Below are 17764 nucleotides of genomic sequence, written 5' to 3'. Positions count from 1 at the left end.
ATCCGCTGTCTCAAACGATACGTCGCCCGCGAGCTCTACCAGCTCATCACCACAGACAGCCCTCAACCCGCTCCTTGACATCCATAGGAGCATCCTCCCCGTCGCCGCGCCTCCCCGTTCGATCTGCGCACCGGCGGACACCACCTGGTGAGCCTGCCGGTGCGCACTGAATTCGGCAGCGGCGGACGTTTCTCGGGGACGCAAATGCCGACCAACGTCCACCTCGGTGGAACGCGCGGGTCGCGGCATTACAGGACGTTGGACTTCCATCGAGCCCTGCAACAGCCCGCGCAGGGAACCGGCCGCCCGCCGCAGTGGCCGTCGCTTCTAGACGATGGTCCCGTCGGTGGCTCATGGCAGTGTCAGCCGCTGTGACTGCTTCAACTGATGACGACGCCTTGTTTCATGATCATGGACTGTGTTTCCCGACCTTGATCGCGATCAATGGGCTGGGGGCATCGTGAACACCATGACCGGTGGCCTCGGGTTGAGGTTCCCCCGCATTGTTGGAGGGCGGGGTAATCAGGTTCCAGCCGGAACCGGGTGATGGTAGCTCGCCTCGAATTCATCAGGTGATCGCCAACCCAGCTTCTTCTGGATGCGCTGGCTGTTGTACCAGCCATCGATGTAGGCGAACAGGGCGTTCTCGGCCTCGTCGCGGGTCCGCCAGGCGCGGCGATGTGGTGTTGACCTTGCTGCCCGCCACAGAGGTGGCGCGCACGGTGGTCCACGTGTTCCCCAGATGCGGCGCGGGGCGGGGCAAACAAGTGCAGGCCACAGCCGAGGAGCTGACGCGGCCACGCCCGCCGGTCCGCGACGCCTGGCGGCCGACACCACGCGAGCAGTTCGAGCAATTCTTCGGATGATCAGCCGGACCGTTACGGAAGTGCGAGACGGCGTCCACCTACCGTATTGACTACGCCACGGTCGGAGTCGCTGAGCGCTGCGGCCAACGACCCCCAATTGCGGGACGAATCGAGGGGCCGACCAGCTGACATCGCCGCCCAGCCTGGACCTGTGCGTCGGCATATCGCTCGGCCGCATCCCAACGAGACCGGGCCGCCGACAGTAACTTGTCGGCGGCCCAGCGGCATCAGCTGTCAGATGTAGGTGTAGTTGACGCCGTTACTGGTTCCACCCGCGGTGATGACGGTGATCTGCACCGTCCCTGTCCCCGGAACAGCGGTCGCAGTAATCTGCGTATCGGAATTCACGGTGAAATCGGACGCCACGATGCCGAACAGGACTGCGGCCCCAGTGGACAGGCCCGTCCCGGTCAGGACAACCGTGCTCCCGCCTGCTTCGGGCCCCGAAGTCGGGCTGACCGACGTCAGAGTGGGAACCGGAACATAGGTGTAGGAGACACCGTTGCTGGTGCCATTCGGCCCAGTAACAGTGACCTGCACGGTACCCGTCCCCGCAGGGGTGAAAACGGCGATCTCCGCGTCGGAGTTGACGGTGAACGACGTCGCCGGCGTACTACCGAACGTGACCGCGGTGACTCCGGTCAGGCCGGTCCCGTTGAGGTAGACGAGGTGTCCGCCTGCTTCGGGCCCTTGGAACTGGAAGATCGAGGCCAGGGCCGGGACATAGGCGTAGGAGACACCGTTGCTGGTACCACCCGCAGTGGTGACGGTGACCTGCACGGTCCCTGTTCCCACGGGGGAGACGGCCGTGATCTGCGTATCGGAATCGACCGTGAACGAAGTCGCCGGTGTCGCACCAAAACTGACCGCAGTGGCTCCGGTCAAGTCCGTCCCGGTCAGAGTGACGGTTGTCCCGCCGGCCTCCGGACCCGCACCCGGATTGATCGTGGTCAGAGTGGGAGCCGCGCCACCGGGGCAAGGGACACAGTTGCAGGGACCAGCCGTCGGGATGGTGATCTGCACCGTCCCGGTCAGAGTGACGCTCACCCCGCAGACCGTCGACCCGGCACTCGGAAACGGTAAATACCGGCGGCCCGCCCTTTCCATTAACTCCCCTGGGCCGGTTACTGAGCAATGCATCTTCAATCCGTTTTTGTCCGTTTCGAATTTCCGTTCCGACCGCCAGGTATAACTGCGGGGCATATCCTGAGCAACGTGTACGGTTCACCGCATCCGACTGCAGGTGTGTGGCCGAACAGAGGCCAAGGAACCAGATACGAGACCGGGCCGCCGGCACATTGTGCCGACGGCCCAGCCGAATCATCTGTCAGATAAAGGTGTAGGCGACGCCGTTACTGGTCCCACCTCCTGTCGTGGCGGTGATCTGCACGGTGCCCGTTCCCGCGGGCGAGACTGCCGTGATCTGCGTCGCGGAGTCGACCGTGAACGAAGCAGCCGGTGTCGCACCGAAATCGACTGCGGTAGTTCCCGTCAGATCCGTTCCGGTGAGAACGACCGTCGTGCCACCGGCCGCCGCACCCGAATTCGGAACCGCGCTGCTGAGGGTGGGCGCCGGAATGTAGGTGTATGCGACACCATTGCTGGTTCCACCCGCCGTGATGACGGTGATCTGCACAGTCCCCGTCCCCGGAACAGCGGTCGCGGTGATCTGCGTGTCGGAGTCGACGGTGAAGTCGGACGCGGAGATACCGAACAGGACCGCGCCCGCAGTGGACAGGCCCGTCCCGGTCAGGATGACCGTGTTTCCGCCTGCTTCGGGCCCGGAAGTCGGGCTGTCCGAGGTCAGGGTGGAAACCGGGATGTACGTGTAGGTCACGCCGTTGCTGGTGCCGTTCGGGCCAGTGGCGGTGACTTGCACGGCGCCCGTCCCCGCGGGTGCGATGGCCGTGATCTGCGTATCGGAGTCGACGGTGAACGAGGTGGCCGGTGTGCCGCCGAAGGTGACCGCGGTGGCTCCGGTCAGGCCATTCCCGTTGAGGAAGACCTGGTTACCGCCTGCTTCCGGCCCCTGGAAGGGGAACGCCGAACCCAAGGCCGGGACGTAGTCGTAGGAGACGCCGTTACTGGTACCACCCGCGGTGGTGATGGTGACCTGTACCGTCCCCGTACCCGCCGAAGAGACTGCTGTGATCTGCGTCGCGGAGTCGACCGTGAACGATGTCGCCGGTGTCGCACCGAAACTGACGTCAGTCGCTCCCGTCAGATCCGTTCCGGTGAGAACGACCGTCGTCCCGCCCGCTGCCGACCCCGAATTCGGGACCACCGTGGTCAGAGCGGGAACCGGAACAAAGGTGTAGGCCACGCCATTGCTGGTCCCACCCGCGGTGGTAGCGGTAACCTGCACCGTTCCCGTACCCGCCGGAGAGACCGCCGTGATCTGCGTCGCGGAATCAACCGTGAACGAAGCAGCCGGTGTCGCACCGAAATCGACTGCGGTAGTTCCCGTCAGGTCCGTTCCGGTGAGAACGACCGTCGTCCCACCCGCGACCGGTCCCGAGTTGGGAACCACATTGGCGAGAGCCGGAACCGGAATATAGGTGTATGCGACGCCGTTGGTGGTGCCGCCCACGGTGGTGGCGGTAACCTGCACCGTCCCGGTTCCAGCGGGAGAAACCGCCGTGATCTGCGTCGCCGAGTCGACGGTGAACGAAGCTGCCGGTGTCGCACCGAAACTGACCGCGGTCGCTCCGGTCAGATCCGTTCCGGTCAGGACAACCGTCGTTCCGCCCGCTGCTGTCCCCGAATTGGGGACGACTGTGGTCAGAGCGGGAGTCGGTACATAGGTGTACGTGACGCCGGTACTGGTTCCACCTACTGTCGTGACGGTGGCCTGTACGGATCCCGTGCCTGCCGGGGCGACGGCGGTGATCTGCGTCGCGGAGTCGACCGTGAACGAGGTAGCCGGTGTCGCACCGAAGGTGACGGCGGTGGCTCCGGTCAGGTTCGATCCGATGAGCACGACTGTCGTCCCGCCGGTTTCCGGACCCGAACTCGGTACCACCGTGGCCACAGTCGGAATCGGGACGTAGGTGTACGCGACGCCGGTACTCGTGCCGCCCACGGTGGTGGCAGTGACCTGCACGGTTCCCGTGCCGGCGGGAGAGACCGCGGTGATCTGCGTCGCCGAATCGACCGTGAACGAAGCCGCCGGTGTCACACCGAAAGTCACCCCGGTCGTTCCCGTCAGATTCGTGCCGGTCAGAACGACTGTCGTCCCGCCGGTTTCCGGACCCGAACTCGGTACCACCGTGGCCACAGTCGGAATCGGGACGTAGGTGTACGCGACGCCGGTACTCGTGCCGCCCACGGTGGTGGCAGTGACCTGCACGGTTCCCGTTCCGGCGGGAGAGACCGCGGTGATCTGGGTGGCGGAGTCGACGGTGAACGACGTCGCCGGTGTGGCACCGAAGGTGACCGCGGTCGCGCCGGTCAATCCCGCGCCGGTCAGGACGACCGTGGTCCCACCACCGACTGGTCCTGAACTCGGTACCACCGTGCTCAGGCTGGGAACGGCGACGTAGGTGTACGTGACGCCGTTACTGGTTCCGCCGACTGTGGTGACGGTGACCGCAACGGACCCGGCCCCTGCGGGGGTGACCGCGGTGATTTGGGTGGCGGAGTTGACGGTGAAGGAGGCGGCCGGTGTCGCGCCGAAGGTGACGGCGGTGGCTCCGGTCAGGTTGGTGCCGGTGAGAACTACTGTCGTTCCGCCGGTGACCGGGCCCGCACTGGGAACCAAGGTGGCCAGGGTGGGAACCGCAACATAGGTGTAGGCCACGCCGTTGGTGGTTCCGCCCGCAGTGGTGGCGGTGACTTGCACCGTTCCTGTTCCGGCTGGAGCAACGGCGGTGATCTGGGTCGCGGAGTTGACGGTGAAGGAGGCGGCCGGTGTCGCGCCGAAAGTCACCGCTGTAGCTCCCGTCAGCCCTGTCCCGGTGAGAACGACTGTCGTCCCACCAGCGACCGGGCCCGAGCTCGGTACCACCGTGCCCAGGGTGGGAACCGCGACGTAGGTGTACGTGACGCCGTTACTGGTTCCGCCGACTGTGGTGACGGTGACCGCAACGGACCCCGTGCCCGCGGGGGTGACCGCGGTGATCTGGGTCGCGGAGTTGACGGTGAAGGAGGCGGCCGGTGTCGCGCCGAAGGTGACGGCGGTGGCTCCGGTCAGGTTGGTGCCGGTGAGCACGACCGTTGTCCCGCCGGTGACCGGTCCCGAACTCGGCACTACCGAGGACAGAGTGGGAATCGGAACGTAGGTGTAGGACACACCGTTGCTGGTTCCGCCCGCAGTGGTGGCGGTGACTTGCACCGTTCCTGTTCCGGCTGGAGCGACGGCGGTGATTTGTGTCGCGGAGTTGACCGTGAACGAGGTCGCCGGTGTGGCACCGAAAGTCACCGCAGTAGCTCCGGTCAACCCTGTCCCGGTGAGCACGACTGTCGTCCCACCGCCGACGGACCCCGAACTCGGCACCACCGAGGACAGAGTCGGAACGGCGACATAGGTGTAGGACACCCCGTTACTGGTTCCACCTGCGGTGGTGGCGGTGACCTGGACGGTTCCTGTTCCGACCGGTGCGACGGCGGTGATTTGTGTCGCGGAGTTGACGGTGAAGGAGGCGGCCGGTGTCGCACCGAAGGTGACGGCTGTGGCTCCGGTCAGGTTGGTGCCGGTGAGCACGACCGTTGTCCCGCCGGTGACCGGACCCGAACTCGGTACGACCGAGGAGAGAGTCGGAACGGCGATGTAGGTGTAGGACACCCCGTTACTGGTTCCGCCCGCGGTCGTGGCGGTGACTTGCACCGTTCCTGTTCCGGCTGGTGCGACGGCGGTGATTTGTGTCGCGGAGTTGACCGTGAACGAGGTTGCCGGTGTGGCACCGAAGGTGACGGCGGTGGCTCCGGTCAGGTTCGTTCCGGTCAGGACAACCGTTGTTCCGCCTGTCACTGGTCCCGAACTCGGGACCACCGTGGTCAGAGTCGGAACGGGAACGTAGGTGTAGGACACGCCGTTGCTGGTTCCGCCCGTGGTGGTGGCGGTGACTTGCACCGTTCCTGTTCCGGCTGGAGCGACAGCGGTGATCTGGGTAGAGGAGTTGACCGTGAACGAGGTTGCCGGTGTGGCACCGAAGGTGACGGCGGTGGCTCCGGTCAGGTTCGTTCCGGTCAGGACAACCGTTGTTCCGCCTGTCACTGGTCCCGAACTCGGGACCACCGTGGTCAGAGTCGGAACGGGAACGTAGGTGTAGGACACGCCGTTGCTGGTTCCGCCCGTGGTGGTGGCGGTGACTTGCACCGTTCCTGTTCCGGCTGGAGCGACAGCGGTGATCTGGGTAGAGGAGTTGACCGTGAACGAGGTTGCCGGTGTGGCACCGAAGGTGACGGCGGTGGCTCCGGTCAGGTTCGTTCCGGTCAGAACGACCGTTGTCCCACCACCTACTGGTCCCGAACTCGGCACTACCGAGGACAGAGTCGGAACGGCGACGTAGGTGTAGGACACCCCGTTACTGGTTCCGCCTGGGGCGGTGACGGTGACCTGGACGGTCCCTGTTCCGGCCGGTGCGACGGCGGTGATCTGGGTCGCGGAGTTGACCGTGAACGAAGTTGCCGGTGTGGCACCGAAAGTGACCGCGGTGGCTCCGGTGAATCCTGTTCCGGTGAGGACAACCGTCGTTCCGCCTGCCGCTGGTCCGGAGTTCGGCACCACCGAGGTGAGCGTGGGCACCGCGACGTAGGTGTAGGAGAGTCCGTTGCTCGTGCCCCCGGCAGTGGTGACGGTGACCTGTACCGTCCCTGTTCCTGCGGGAGCGACCGCCGTGACCTGCGTGTTGGAGTTGACCGTGAACGAGGTCGCCGGCGTACCACCGAAAGTGACCGCGCTGGTGGTGGACAGGCCCGTGCCGGTGAGGACGACCGTTGTGCCACCGGTGACCGGCCCCGTATTCGGGTTGATCGAGGTGAGGCTCGGGACTCCGGCGTAGGTGTAGTTGACGCCGTTGCTGGTTCCGCCCGAGCCGGTGACGGTGACCTGTACCGTGCCGGGCGACCCGGCGGGGGCGGTGGCCGTGATCTGTGTTGGCGAGTTGACGGTGAAAATGGTTGCGGTGCTGCCGAACCGTACCGTCAAGGGACCGGCGAAGTTCGTGCCGGTGATCGTGACACTGTTACCACCCGACGCGGGACCCGCGGTCGGGGAGATGGACGTGATGGTCGGAACTATGACATAGACGAAGGTGACCGGGTTGCTGGTGCCCCCTGGACCGGTGACGGTGATCGACACGATTCCGCTCCCGGCAGGGGATACGGCGGTGATCTGGGTGTCGGAGTTGACCGTGAACGAGGTTGCCGGTGTGGCACCGAAGTTGACCGAGGTGACTCCGGTCAGGCCCGATCCGGTGAGTGTGACCGTCGTCCCGCCGGAGGTGGACCCTTGGCTGGGGCTGACACTGCTCAGGGACGGGACCGGGAGATAGGTATAGGAGACCCCGTTACTGGTACCGGCCGCGGTGGTGACGGTGACCTGTACGGTACCGGCCGAACCGGCCGGCGCGATGGCCGTGATCTGGGTGGGTGAGTTCATGGTGAAAGTGGTTGCGGTGCTCCCGAACCGAACCGTCGTCGGACCGGTGAACCCGGTACCGGTAATCGTGACGCTGGTACCCCCCGTCGTCGGCCCTGACGTGGGGGAGATGGAAGTGATGGTAGGCATGGCGCAGCCTCCTCGTTGCCGTGGTGCTAATCCTCTGCACCGGATTGGTGCACGACTCGATCGGCGGCCCGCCTTCTCCATTAACGCCCCAGGACTAGTTGCTGGGCAACGTATCTCCGATCTGTTTTTGTCCGTTTTGGATGCTGGCGATGGAGTCGCGGACGTTCTATCGAGCACTGCGGCAGCGGGTTAGCTGAGGCGAGGCGAGAACAAGGCAGATCCGCCGAAACGCTTTATCCCGCAAGATGGGATGACGATGCACCGGACGGCATTCGGGGTCCGATGACCCTCCGATTCGATTCGGGCGGCACAGCCCGATGAGGCGGCGGCGCAGCTAACGGTGCTGCAGTTGTTTGCCCTGAAAGCCCGCCCGAGCTGACTGATGATGCGGCCAGAGTGCTACTCGAGTTGCTGCTTCGACATGCCCGCGAACACCCGATCGAGAGGGATGACGATGCCCAGCGAGTCAAACGAGTGGGCCGTGCTCGACGAACTGTTGGGACTCGTCCCCGAAACCGCCGAAAGCGCCGCTGATCAACGGTTCGCGTTCTATGGGCGCTGCTCGACCGAGGACAACCAGGATCCGGAGACCTCGTATCGGTGGCAGCGGGGCAACGCGGAGAAGTTCGTGTCCGAGGCGTCGATTGTCGGCGATTACTTCGTCATCGGCCAGTCGCGGTCGGTGCCATGGCATCGCCGCCGGGAAGCCGCACGGCTGCTGGCAGATCTGAAGAATCCGGCCCGAGCATGGACGGCCATCGTTGTCGGTGAGGGAACACGCTGCTGGTTCGGTAACCAGTTCAGTTTGGTCGCGCCGCTTGGTCGCGCCGCGTCTGCAAGCGCATGGGGTGGAAGTGGGTGCCCGAACTCGGGGGACGCTTCGACCCGCGCAATGTCACGCACTCGATGATGATGAGCATGCTCGGCGGGCTCAGTGAGTCCGAACGTCAGCATGTGCAGCAGCGCACCCGCGCCAGCATGGACGCGCAAGTCCTCAACGAAGGCCGACACCAAGGCGGCCGACCGCCCTACGGGTACATCGTGGTCGACGGTCCGCCGCACCCAAACCCCCACTGAGCCTCCGGCGGATTGAAGCTGCGGATCCTCTCACTCGATGTGAGCACCACCCCGGTAGTGCAGCGAATCTTTCGTGACTACCTCGCCGGCCGCGGAGACAAAGCCATCGCCATCGCACTCAACCGGGAAGGCGTGCCGTGCCCGTCAGCACATCGACCGGAGCAGAACCGCCACCGCGCCAAAGACGGCTGGCAGGCCGGAACGGTTGCCGCGATTCTCCAGAATCCCCGCTATACCGGCTACGCGGTGTTCGGACGATGGACCAAGCACGAAGAACTTCTCGATCCCGACGACGCTGCCGCCGGTAACGTCACCCGGTTCCGGCGCTCGCCCACCAACCGCATCGTTCGCTCGAAAAACCCCGCCCATCCGGCCATCATTCCGGTAGAAACCTTCACCGAAGCTCAACTGCTGCGGCGCCAGCGCGCAGGCGGCAGCAACCGCACCCGCGCCAAGCTCGAACGCAACAGAGCATCCAGTGGACTGCGGTCATATCTTCTGAGTGGCCTCGTGCGTTGCGCGGGCTGTGGTCGAAAGATGCAGGCGCAGTTGGTTCGTGACGTCGTATACTACCGATGCCGCGCCAAGACCATCCCTGCCGGAAGTCCGGTCTTGCAGGACCATCCCCGGACAGTGAACCTGCGCGAAGACATCGTCGTCGGGCCGATTCGAACAGCCTCAACGAGTCGTACGCAACGTGTACTGCACCCCGGCGCGGAAGTCCGTGAACATCCCCTCCACCATGGTTTTGGCTGCTTGCGGGGCGGTATCGGGGGAGCCGGCATCGAATGGCGGCTGCGGTGCGTACTCGGCCATCAATTGCACAGTCTCCGCGTAGCGCTGGTCGCGCAGCAGCGAAAGGAGGACGTAGCCGAGGTCCAATCCGGCGCTTACCCCGGCGCCGGTGACCCGATTGCGGTCGACGACGACGCGCGCATCGGTCGGTGTCGCACCCGCTTCGACGAGTAGATCTCGTGCGGCCCAGTGTGATGTGGCCCGGTAACCGCGTAACAGGCCCGCCGCGCCGAGCAGCAGCGAACCGGTGCAGACACTGGTGACCCATCTCGCCCTTCCGCCGCGGTCGGCAACGAACTGAACCACCGCGTCGTCGCGCATAGCGGTTAGAGTTCCGTCCGTCCCGCCGGGTACGAACAGCACATCGACATCACGGGGGCATTGATCGAAGGTTGCCGTCGGTATCAGGGAAACTCCGGTATCAGTGACGATCGGGTCCATGGTGCCTGCGACCTGGTGCACGGTTGCGCCCGACAGACACGCAAACGCATATTGGGGGCCGATGAAGTCCAGTGCTGTGCACTGAGGGTAGAGCAACATGGCGATCTGCTCGTTCCCCTCGCGCAAGGGTGCATCGGCCAACTGGATCTGTGCTGAGGTATCGCCCGGCGACTCCGTCCGCTCCCGCCGCCACAGAACTCCGGCAAGAGCCTTCGTAGCACCCATCAGGAAATCCCGGCGACCGGTGAACATTTCCGCCTTCCCAAAACAGTCGTCTCTCGGTGTTGCGCTACAACAGAGTTCACTGCATGGCGCACGACCACTCCAGCGGACGAACATCGGGCAGCTCTGGCCCGTAAGCGAGTTCCGGTAGCTCCTGGTGAACGATAATGGGCCGTTGTCGGGGGGCGCACACTGCCACTGCGCTCGTCTCCGCTGGTGGTGACCGGTCTACGCTCAGCGCGGGTTGCCTGCCTCAGGCGCCGGAAGTTGTCGGTGAACAGTCGTCAGCACCCTGGCTCTGTAGCAGTCCGTGGCGGCGGCCACCGCCGTCAACGCGGCCAGCCCGGCTGCCACGATCCTGACATATTGGCCGACCTGGAACTCGTGCGCGGCACGCTCGATCTCGTTGAGGGTGTACTGGTGTCGATCATCGAACAGAATCGAGCCGCGTGGCCACAGGTAGAGTATCGACAGCAGGAACTGGCCGCCGACCAGCGCAGCCAGCGAAGTGGCGAGCAACCGCCGAGCGATGCGATACCGTACCGACACCGCACAGGCGATCAGCGCGGAGACCAGCATCACGGCACCGAGCGGCCGCATCACGTCGCCGACAGCGACCACGCTCATGAAATCCTCCGTCAGCGCGAGTGAGTCGGGGATGTCACGAAAGATGTTGGGATACAGCAGCCAGGTTTCCGATGCGGCGGCGGCGAAGACGAAGAGCGCGACGACCGCGTACACCCCGACAACGATCGAGGGAATGGCAGAGGTTTTCATTCGACGCCGCGCGCTCGCTGGATAGCCGAGGCGATCGCGCCTGCTATCAGTCCCCAGATCGCGTTGACGATCAGCATGGGGATGATGGCGATCGGCCTGGCCAGCGGGCCGTCGAGGTGGCCGATCAGGATGGGCGAGAGTATTGCGCTGAGCACCGTCGCCAGTATCCCGTAGGTCAGGCCGGTGCAGACAAGTGTCAGCAACGGTTGGCGGACTCGGGTCAGGCCCACGGCGGCGATCCAGATGATCGTGATACAGAGTGTCATCGCGATCGGCACCCACGGTGAGAGATCGAGGTCGGATCGGTCTTCAAAGATGCGAACCAGGGGGCGGATCAAGGCCAACGCACCCAAACCGAGGATGAGTGGCCAGTTCAAAGTCTTCACAAGGGTGGTCGGGGCGTCCATGTTGTCGACGCTATGGATGATGTCCGGGGCCGACATCCAGCTGTGCTCTCGATCCACGTCGAATTTCAACGGCCGCCGAGTACGTCGAAAAGCGACCCCGGCGGTCGCCTCTGTGCCGAAGCGGGATGGACAAGCGATTCGTAGGATCGTGCCATGACGGCATGCGCGCGCTCGCGGCACGACGACGTCCCGCAATGGTTACCGGACGTGCTCCTCGGCGCCGCCGTCGCACTGGTGATCGCGTTGATCATCGCCCTCCAGCAGGGCGGTCACCGCAGTCCGGACCTGGTCGCCTATTCGTTCGCCGTCGGCCTGGGCACGCTGATGCTGTTGCGGCATCGCACACCGCGAACAATTTTGGCCGCGACGGTAATCGGGGTCTTTGGCTACTACGCCCTGGATTATCCGCCGATCGGCGTTGCCGTGCCGCTGGCGGCCGCGTTGTTTGCCGCCGCCGATGCCGGACTGGCGGGGTGGGCGGTCACCGCCGGTGCGCTGGTGTTCTCCGTGTCGCTCGAATTCCGGATCCGGGAGGGCGAATCGGTCGCGTATGTGGCTGGGTACGAGGGGGTGTCGAATGTGGCACTCATCGTGACCGCGATTTCACTCGGCTGCGCGGTTCGTTCACATCGGGTCCGGCTGACACAGCAGAATGAAATCACACGTCTGTCGTCGGAGCAGTGGGCCCGGCAGGCGGAATCGCAGGTCCAGGGCGATCGCGAACGATTGTCGCGGGATCTGCACGACACGGTCGGCCACGCGATGGCGGTGATCTCCCTGCAGGCCGGTGTCGCGGCCGAGGCGATCGGCCGCGACGACGCGGCGGCGCGCACCGCGCTCGCCCATATCCTCGATACCAGCAACCGTTCGCTGCGTGACGTTCGATCCATGGTCCGGATCCTGCGCGGCGATGACGACGGCACTGCCCGCGGTGTGCTGTCACTGGACGGGGTGGGCGCGCTGGCGGAGACCATCCGCCAGGTGGGAATCGAGGTGACCTGCGAGCTGAACGCCTCGCCGGAGCGGTTGCCGCCGCCGATCGACATGACCGCGTATCGCGTTGTGCAAGAGGCGCTTACGAACGTCGTACGGCACGCGGACGCCACAGAGGCCGACATCCACGCCGACATCATCCACGGTATTCTCCATCTCACGATCAGCGACAACGGCACGGCCATTGCAGGGTCCCTCGGAGATTCAGCTCGCTGCCACGGCTTGGCGGGCATGCGGGAACGCGTACGCCTGCTCGGCGGCCGACTCACCGCAGGTCCCTGCCATCCCGCCGGATTCCTCGTCGAAGCCCGTATCCCGATCGAGGTGCCGGAATGATCCGTGTGGTGGTCGTGGACGATCAGGAACTCGTCCGCACCGGCCTGCGAGCTCTCGCCGAACGTGACGGCGACATCCACATCGTCGCCGACGCGGTGAACGGCGAAGACGGTGTATCGGTGGTGCGTAGGCACCTCCCCGAAGTAGTGCTGATGGATATCCGTATGCCGGTTCTCGACGGTATCGAAGCCACCCGTCAGATAGTCGCCGATCCCGCGCTCGCCGGAGTCCAGGTTATCGTGCTGACGACTTTCGACGAGGACGAGAACATCTTCGGCGCCATCCGCGTCGGCGCCGCCGGGTACCTGCTCAAAGACATCAGCCCCGACGCATTGCGTACGGCGATCCGCACCGTCGCCGCAGGCGATGCCCTGCTGTCACCATCGATCACGCGCACGGTCCTCTACCGGCTCGCCCGGCAGACCGGATCTACCCGCCCCGAACTCGTCGCTGCGCTGACGCAACGCGAGCGGGAGGTCCTCACCAGAGTCGGCATGGGCGAAAGCAACCGCGAGATCGGCGTGAGCCTGCGCATCAGCCCCGCCACGGCTCGTACCTATGTGAGCCGCCTGCTCGCCACCTTGCACGCGCGGGACCGCTCGCAACTCGTCGTACTCGCCTACGAATCCGGACTGGTCACTCCCGGCCTCACCCCCGGATGAGTTCGGTGAGAGGTGGTCACGACGAATACGTTTACCAAGGTCGGCGACTCGCAACAGATACCACCGGCCGGCCGAGACAGTTCGAGGCGTTGCTGACCGCCGCGCGGAACTCCACTCACCTCGGCGATTTCGCGCCCGGGATGATGCGTGGCTTGTTGAGGTCGCGGACCTTCGAAGCTGTCGAGCCGACATCGGAGTCAGAGAGAGTCGGAGGGGTCAGGAACTCGACGACCGTTGGTTACTTCGCGCTGGGTTCGTTCGTCGTGGCCGTCTGTGCGCACCCAAAACGATGCAACGAATCGACCGCCGCTGCGAAACGGGCAGTGAATCCCGCCGGGTTTCGTGCGCACTCGGTTAGCTGTCCCCAGGTCGGGGCTGGTCCACCACGCGCCGCCCGCGGCGGCTGCGGGCGACCTACAACCGCCCCCACGGTGTCCGGCACATGTTCGCTGCCCTGGACCTGGCATCGGGTCGTATTACCGGATCCTGGACCGCAAACGATGGACCGAGTTCCTGGCGTTCCTGAAATCGTTGCCGACCCGCTGGCCAGGGCAGAAACTGTATCTGATCTGCGACAACTACTCGGTCCACAAGCGGGCCGAGGTGCGAGCGTGGTGCGCGGCCAACGCCGTCGAGCTGGTGTTCCTACCGACCTATTCGTCCTGGTTGAACCGGATCGAGTGCGAGTTCGCCGCCCTGCGCTACTTCGCCCTGGGCGGCACCGACCACCGCAGCCACATCGAGCAGGACACCGCGATTGGTGACTACATCCGCTGGCGCAACCAACACACCGGACCAGTCCGCGCCTTCGCTGTGGGATCCAAAATCCGGCGACCGGATTACCTACCCAACGTAGCTTGACGCGGCACTAGCAGAACCGCTGCAGCATCCGAATTGCCGACCGAGAAGCACTAGCAGATGGTCGCGCAGTGGTCCGCAGTGGTCGTGGCAGGATCGCCCCGTCGTCGGGGGTGTAGCTGTTGCGCCGGAGCGGGCTTCGACGAACTCTGAATCGGACCGAGTGAATCGAGTGGCACCTGGGAGACATCCTGTGAAATTCGAGTGTCTCACCACTCGCACTCGGGGCGATCATCACGGCAACGATTGGGAGGTATGACAGCTCCGTCCCCCGACCGGTTTCGGATCGTGGATCGGACGATGAGAAGGATTGAAGGGACAAATGTTTCGTAGCCTCATCCATGTTCTCCGCTTCGGCGCTCTCGTTGCTGGTAGCAGCGCTGTTCTCGCCGTGGCGTCGCCTGTTCCCGCGGCCGCGGTTCCGGCCGGAACGATCGACCTACAGTCCGAGTGGGACGTGTATCAGCGGCCTTCGGGAACGCAGGACAGCCCGCTGGGCTTCCACGTGAACATCGCCCAACGATACGAGATCGATGACCGGACAGCGCTGGCGTTCACCGGATTCGCACATACATCCTCGATGAACGGCACACTCCGTGACGGCCGAGTTCGGGGTACCACGATCATCTTCACCATCGACTGGGACAACAACAAGACCGGCGTCTATCACGGGAATCGGTTCCAAGACGGGTATCTGCGCGGGCACACCGTCAGGCAGAATCGCCCTGGTGAGAACGCCGAATGGTGGAGCGGCGACAACAACTGGCGCGTAACCGGCTGAATCACGAGAAGCCCTATCGATCATCGAAGCTACACCGGCCGAGTTCATTCGAGCCGGCGGTCGCCTCGGACGGCGCGGCGGCGTAACCCCCACCCGCTTACCCTTGGTGGGTGAGCACGCAGTGGCCGTTGACCGGACGGGCCCACGAATCCCGGGTCATCGAGGCCGCGCTCGGCGAAGGCGGTCTGGTGCTCGCCGGGGCCGCGGGGGTGGGCAAGACACGATTGGCGCGAGAAACGGTTGCCGCAGCACGCTCGCGCGGGTGCCTGACCCACTGGATTGCGGCCTCCGCCGCCGCGCAGGCGCTACCGCTCGGCGCCTTTGCCGGGGTGGTCGACGTTGTTCCCGACATCGACCACCACGTCGTCCGACAAGTGATGCGCTCGCTCGTGCAAGAGCGCGAGCCCGCCGCCGTGGTTATCGCGGTCGATGACGCACACCTCCTCGATCCGTTGTCCGCCTTCATCGTTCACCAGTTGGCCGCGCAGCAGTTGGCCACCGTGGTCATGACGGTTCGCACCGACGACCCCGCCACCGAATCAGTTGCCGCGCTGTGGAAGGACGCTCCGCTGCAGCGGGTGAAAGTCCGGCCATTGTCGGAGGCCGCGACCGTTGAACTCGTCACGGCGGTTCTCAACGGTCCGCTGGAACCTGATGTGGTGCGGCGGATGTGGTCGCTGACCCTCGGTAACGTACTGTATCTGCGACAACTCGTCGATGAACAGGTCGCCGCGAAACGGCTCCGGTTCACTGATGGGTGTTGGCGGTGGCACGGTGATCCGATAGTGTCGGACGGTCTCGCCGAACTCGTCAGCCTGCGGATGGGTGCGCTGTCCGAGGCGACCAGCGAACTGGTCGACACGCTCGCACTCGCTGAACCCCTCGACATCGACCTGCTGGCCGAACTCACCGAACCGACCGCGGTGGAGCGCGCCGAATCCGACGGGCTGCTGACGGTGAGCCCAGTCGGAGACCGCTTGCACGCCAGGCTTGCCCACCCGCTCTACGGCGAGGTACGGCGACGCCACCTCGGCGCGGTGCGCGCCCGCCGACTACGTGGCCGGATAGCCCTCGGGCTGGCGAAACTCGGCGACGCGCAGACACCCGAGCAGACGCTGCGGCGAGCCGTGCTGCTCGCCGATTCCGACCTGTCACCCGACCCAACGCTGCTTGTCAGCGGTTCACGGTGCGCGGCAAGGCTTCTCGACTTCGTGCTGGCCGAGCGACTCGGCCGGTCGGCGGTCGCTGCGGGCGCGGGATTCGAAGCGCGCATCTCGCACGCGTTCGGGCTGTCGATGCTCGGACGCGGCAAGGAGGCCGAACGGGAGCTCGCCGCGATGGCGCGCGCGGCGATAAGCGACGAGGAACGCGTGGACACCGCCATCGTGCGGGCCGCGAACATGATGTTCGACTTATCGCGCTCGGACGCGGCGATGTCGGTGATCGACGACGCGCAGCGCTCGCTCGAAGGCCCGCGGTGCCTGCCCGCGCTCACCGCGTGGCGCGCTATCCACCATGCCACCCAGGGACGGGCCGAACCGGCCATGGAAGCCGCGGACACGGCGCTGGCATCCGGCACGATTCCCGATATTCCCGCCATGCTCGCCTCGTGGGCTGCGGTCTTGGCCGCCGGTCTAACCGGCGCGACCGACCGGATCGCGGCCGCAGCCGCGGTGGGCTACGCACGCGCGGCGGTCTCCTCCGAAGCGGCGCTGCTGGGCTTCATACTCAGTCTGTTCCAGATTCTCGCCCAGCGATGGAGCGGAGACCTGGCGGCCACCCGGCGGATCGCCGACACGGTGGGAATGCAGTACGCCGATCTTCCCGGTGACAGTCCAGGAATGGTCGCCATCATTCGCGGGTATTCGGCGCTCGGCGGCGGCGATCTGCGCGTTGCAGGCGAGCTGTTCCGGACCGGCGTCGCAGCGATCTCGGAGGCGTTCGCGCGGACCGGTTGGAGCTTTATCGCATTGCTCGAAATGACCACATCCGAGGCACTTCTCGGGCATGCCGCAGTTGCCACGGAGCTGCTCGAGCGAGCCGAGGCACAACGCCATCCCGCCTTCCGTTTCCTCGAACCCGACGTTCTGCTCGCGCGCGCCTGGGTCTCCGCGGCGCACGGCACGACAAGCGTCGCTGTCAGGCACGCCGAGGAAGCCGCCATGCTCGCCCGCGGTCTCGGCCAGTGCGCGGTCGAGGTAATGGCATTGCAGACCATGGTGCGACTGGGTGATTCGTCGCCCGCCGGGCGCCTGCGCGAACTCGCCACCACGGTGGCCAGTCCCCGCGCGCGGGTCGCCGCGAACCACAGCGCGGCGCTCGCCGCCCGTGACGGCGCCGGATTGGATTCCGCATCGCGCGAGTACCAGCGGATGGGCGACAAACTCGCGGCGGCCGACGCCGCCGCCCAGGCATCGCTCGCCCACACCGGACACGGGCTACGCGGGTCCGCGCTGGCCGCCGCCGTGCGGGCCGCCGAACTGGCCGAGGCGTGCGGTGGCGCACACACACCCGCGCTGCTGGCCGCGGCCAACCCGGTTCCGCTGACGGCGCGGGAACGCGAGATCGCGCTGCTGGCCGCACAAGGCCTGTCGAATCGCGAGATCTCCGGCCAACTCGTCATCTCTGTCCGGACCGTGGAGGGACACCTGTATCGCATCAGCACCAAACTCGGCGGCGTCGGCCGCGCCGAGCTCGGCCGGTTCCTCCGCCTGCCCCGAGCCTGACTTCATTGCGTCCGGTCCGACAGTCGCACGCCGACTGGGGCTGAAACTAGAGAAAGCAGCTGTCGCAAGCCCGTTCACGCGCAACGATTCGAT

General features: G+C 65.5%; 13 protein-coding genes and 1 pseudogene. 8 read left to right on the top strand and 6 right to left on the bottom strand.

The annotated features are described in order from the left end of the window. Window positions 1-522: 522 nt before the first annotated feature. On the bottom strand, window positions 523-708 hold the full coding sequence (locus ACGF7Y_RS23225) for an IS3 family transposase (RefSeq protein WP_393236667.1): 186 nt from the start codon (window positions 706-708) through the stop codon (window positions 523-525). Here ACGF7Y_RS23225 and ACGF7Y_RS23220 point away from each other — a divergent pair. Next, the gene (locus tag ACGF7Y_RS23220) at window positions 681-866 is read left to right on the top strand and encodes a hypothetical protein (RefSeq protein WP_393236673.1); all 186 of its coding nucleotides are present in this window, start codon (window positions 681-683) and stop codon (window positions 864-866) included. The genes ACGF7Y_RS23225 and ACGF7Y_RS23220 overlap by 28 nt on opposite strands. Before the next feature lie 234 nt (window positions 867-1100). On the opposite strand, the gene ACGF7Y_RS23215 is transcribed toward ACGF7Y_RS23220, so the two are convergent. Both ACGF7Y_RS23215 and ACGF7Y_RS23210 read right to left on the bottom strand, forming a co-directional pair. Further along, complete coding sequence (locus ACGF7Y_RS23215) at window positions 1101-1973, bottom strand: IPT/TIG domain-containing protein (RefSeq protein ID WP_393236666.1); 873 nt, start codon at window positions 1971-1973, stop codon at window positions 1101-1103. 220 nt (window positions 1974-2193) lie between these two features. After that, complete coding sequence (locus ACGF7Y_RS23210) at window positions 2194-7596, bottom strand: IPT/TIG domain-containing protein (RefSeq protein ID WP_393236659.1); 5403 nt, start codon at window positions 7594-7596, stop codon at window positions 2194-2196. Window positions 7597-8077: 481 nt separating this feature from the next. Here ACGF7Y_RS23210 and ACGF7Y_RS23205 point away from each other — a divergent pair, with 481 nt between their 5' ends. Then, window positions 8078-8506, top strand: a complete 429-nt coding sequence (locus ACGF7Y_RS23205; protein ID WP_393236658.1) for a hypothetical protein — start codon at window positions 8078-8080, stop codon at window positions 8504-8506. 206 nt (window positions 8507-8712) lie between these two features. Further along, window positions 8713-9219: pseudogene (locus tag ACGF7Y_RS23200) on the top strand (recombinase family protein); the annotation flags it as partial. Between the two features lie 132 nt (window positions 9220-9351). On the opposite strand, the gene ACGF7Y_RS23195 reads toward ACGF7Y_RS23200, so the two are convergent. From ACGF7Y_RS23195 to ACGF7Y_RS23185, 3 genes are all read right to left on the bottom strand, one after another. Beyond that, window positions 9352-10161 (bottom strand): DJ-1/PfpI family protein, encoded by an 810-nt coding sequence (locus ACGF7Y_RS23195; protein WP_393236657.1) that lies wholly within the window; start codon window positions 10159-10161, stop codon window positions 9352-9354. Window positions 10162-10365: 204 nt separating this feature from the next. Further along, a complete protein-coding gene (locus ACGF7Y_RS23190; RefSeq protein ID WP_393236656.1) occupies window positions 10366-10872 on the bottom strand; it encodes a hypothetical protein in 507 nt (168 codons plus the stop codon). Between the two features lie 32 nt (window positions 10873-10904). After that, window positions 10905-11384, bottom strand: coding sequence for a hypothetical protein (locus tag ACGF7Y_RS23185; protein ID WP_393236655.1), 480 nt, complete (start codon window positions 11382-11384; stop codon window positions 10905-10907). Window positions 11385-11468: 84 nt separating this feature from the next. Between ACGF7Y_RS23185 and ACGF7Y_RS23180 the strand changes: the two genes are divergently transcribed. The 5 genes from ACGF7Y_RS23180 to ACGF7Y_RS23160 all read left to right on the top strand — a co-directional run bounded on the left by ACGF7Y_RS23180 (window position 11469) and on the right by ACGF7Y_RS23160 (window position 17671). Beyond that, window positions 11469-12644, top strand: coding sequence for a sensor histidine kinase (locus ACGF7Y_RS23180; RefSeq protein ID WP_393236654.1), 1176 nt, complete (start codon window positions 11469-11471; stop codon window positions 12642-12644). Beyond that, window positions 12641-13306: a response regulator gene (locus ACGF7Y_RS23175; protein ID WP_393236653.1), complete on the top strand. Its 666-nt coding sequence runs from the start codon at window positions 12641-12643 to the stop codon at window positions 13304-13306. Before ACGF7Y_RS23180 ends, ACGF7Y_RS23175 begins: the two co-directional genes overlap by 4 nt. 531 nt (window positions 13307-13837) lie before the next feature. Beyond that, a complete protein-coding gene (locus ACGF7Y_RS23170; RefSeq protein ID WP_393236652.1) occupies window positions 13838-14167 on the top strand; it encodes a transposase in 330 nt (109 codons plus the stop codon). 319 nt (window positions 14168-14486) lie between these two features. Continuing rightward, on the top strand, window positions 14487-14945 hold the full coding sequence (locus ACGF7Y_RS23165; RefSeq protein WP_393236651.1) for a hypothetical protein: 459 nt from the start codon (window positions 14487-14489) through the stop codon (window positions 14943-14945). Between the two features lie 110 nt (window positions 14946-15055). Continuing rightward, on the top strand, window positions 15056-17671 hold the full coding sequence (locus tag ACGF7Y_RS23160) for a LuxR C-terminal-related transcriptional regulator (protein WP_393236650.1): 2616 nt from the start codon (window positions 15056-15058) through the stop codon (window positions 17669-17671). Window positions 17672-17764 lie beyond the last annotated feature (93 nt).

The sequence above is a fragment of the Nocardia sp. NPDC047654 genome (genome assembly GCF_043205035.1).
GTDB lineage: Bacteria > Actinomycetota > Actinomycetes > Mycobacteriales > Mycobacteriaceae > Nocardia.
Note: the sequence above shows the minus strand (reverse complement) of the source record. Positions and strands in the feature narration are given on the sequence as shown.

Excerpts from the sequence above, each read along its gene's own strand:
- ACGF7Y_RS23215 (WP_393236666.1), bottom strand. The coding sequence starts at position 1,973 with ATGGAAAGGGCGGGCCGCCGGTATTTACCGTTTCCGAGTGCCGGGTCG.
- ACGF7Y_RS23210 (WP_393236659.1), bottom strand. The coding sequence starts at position 7,596 with ATGCCTACCATCACTTCCATCTCCCCCACGTCAGGGCCGACGACGGGG.
- ACGF7Y_RS23195 (WP_393236657.1), bottom strand. The coding sequence starts at position 10,161 with ATGTTCACCGGTCGCCGGGATTTCCTGATGGGTGCTACGAAGGCTCTT.
- ACGF7Y_RS23180 (WP_393236654.1), top strand. The coding sequence starts at position 11,469 with ATGACGGCATGCGCGCGCTCGCGGCACGACGACGTCCCGCAATGGTTA.
- ACGF7Y_RS23175 (WP_393236653.1), top strand. The coding sequence starts at position 12,641 with ATGATCCGTGTGGTGGTCGTGGACGATCAGGAACTCGTCCGCACCGGC.
- ACGF7Y_RS23165 (WP_393236651.1), top strand. The coding sequence starts at position 14,487 with ATGTTTCGTAGCCTCATCCATGTTCTCCGCTTCGGCGCTCTCGTTGCT.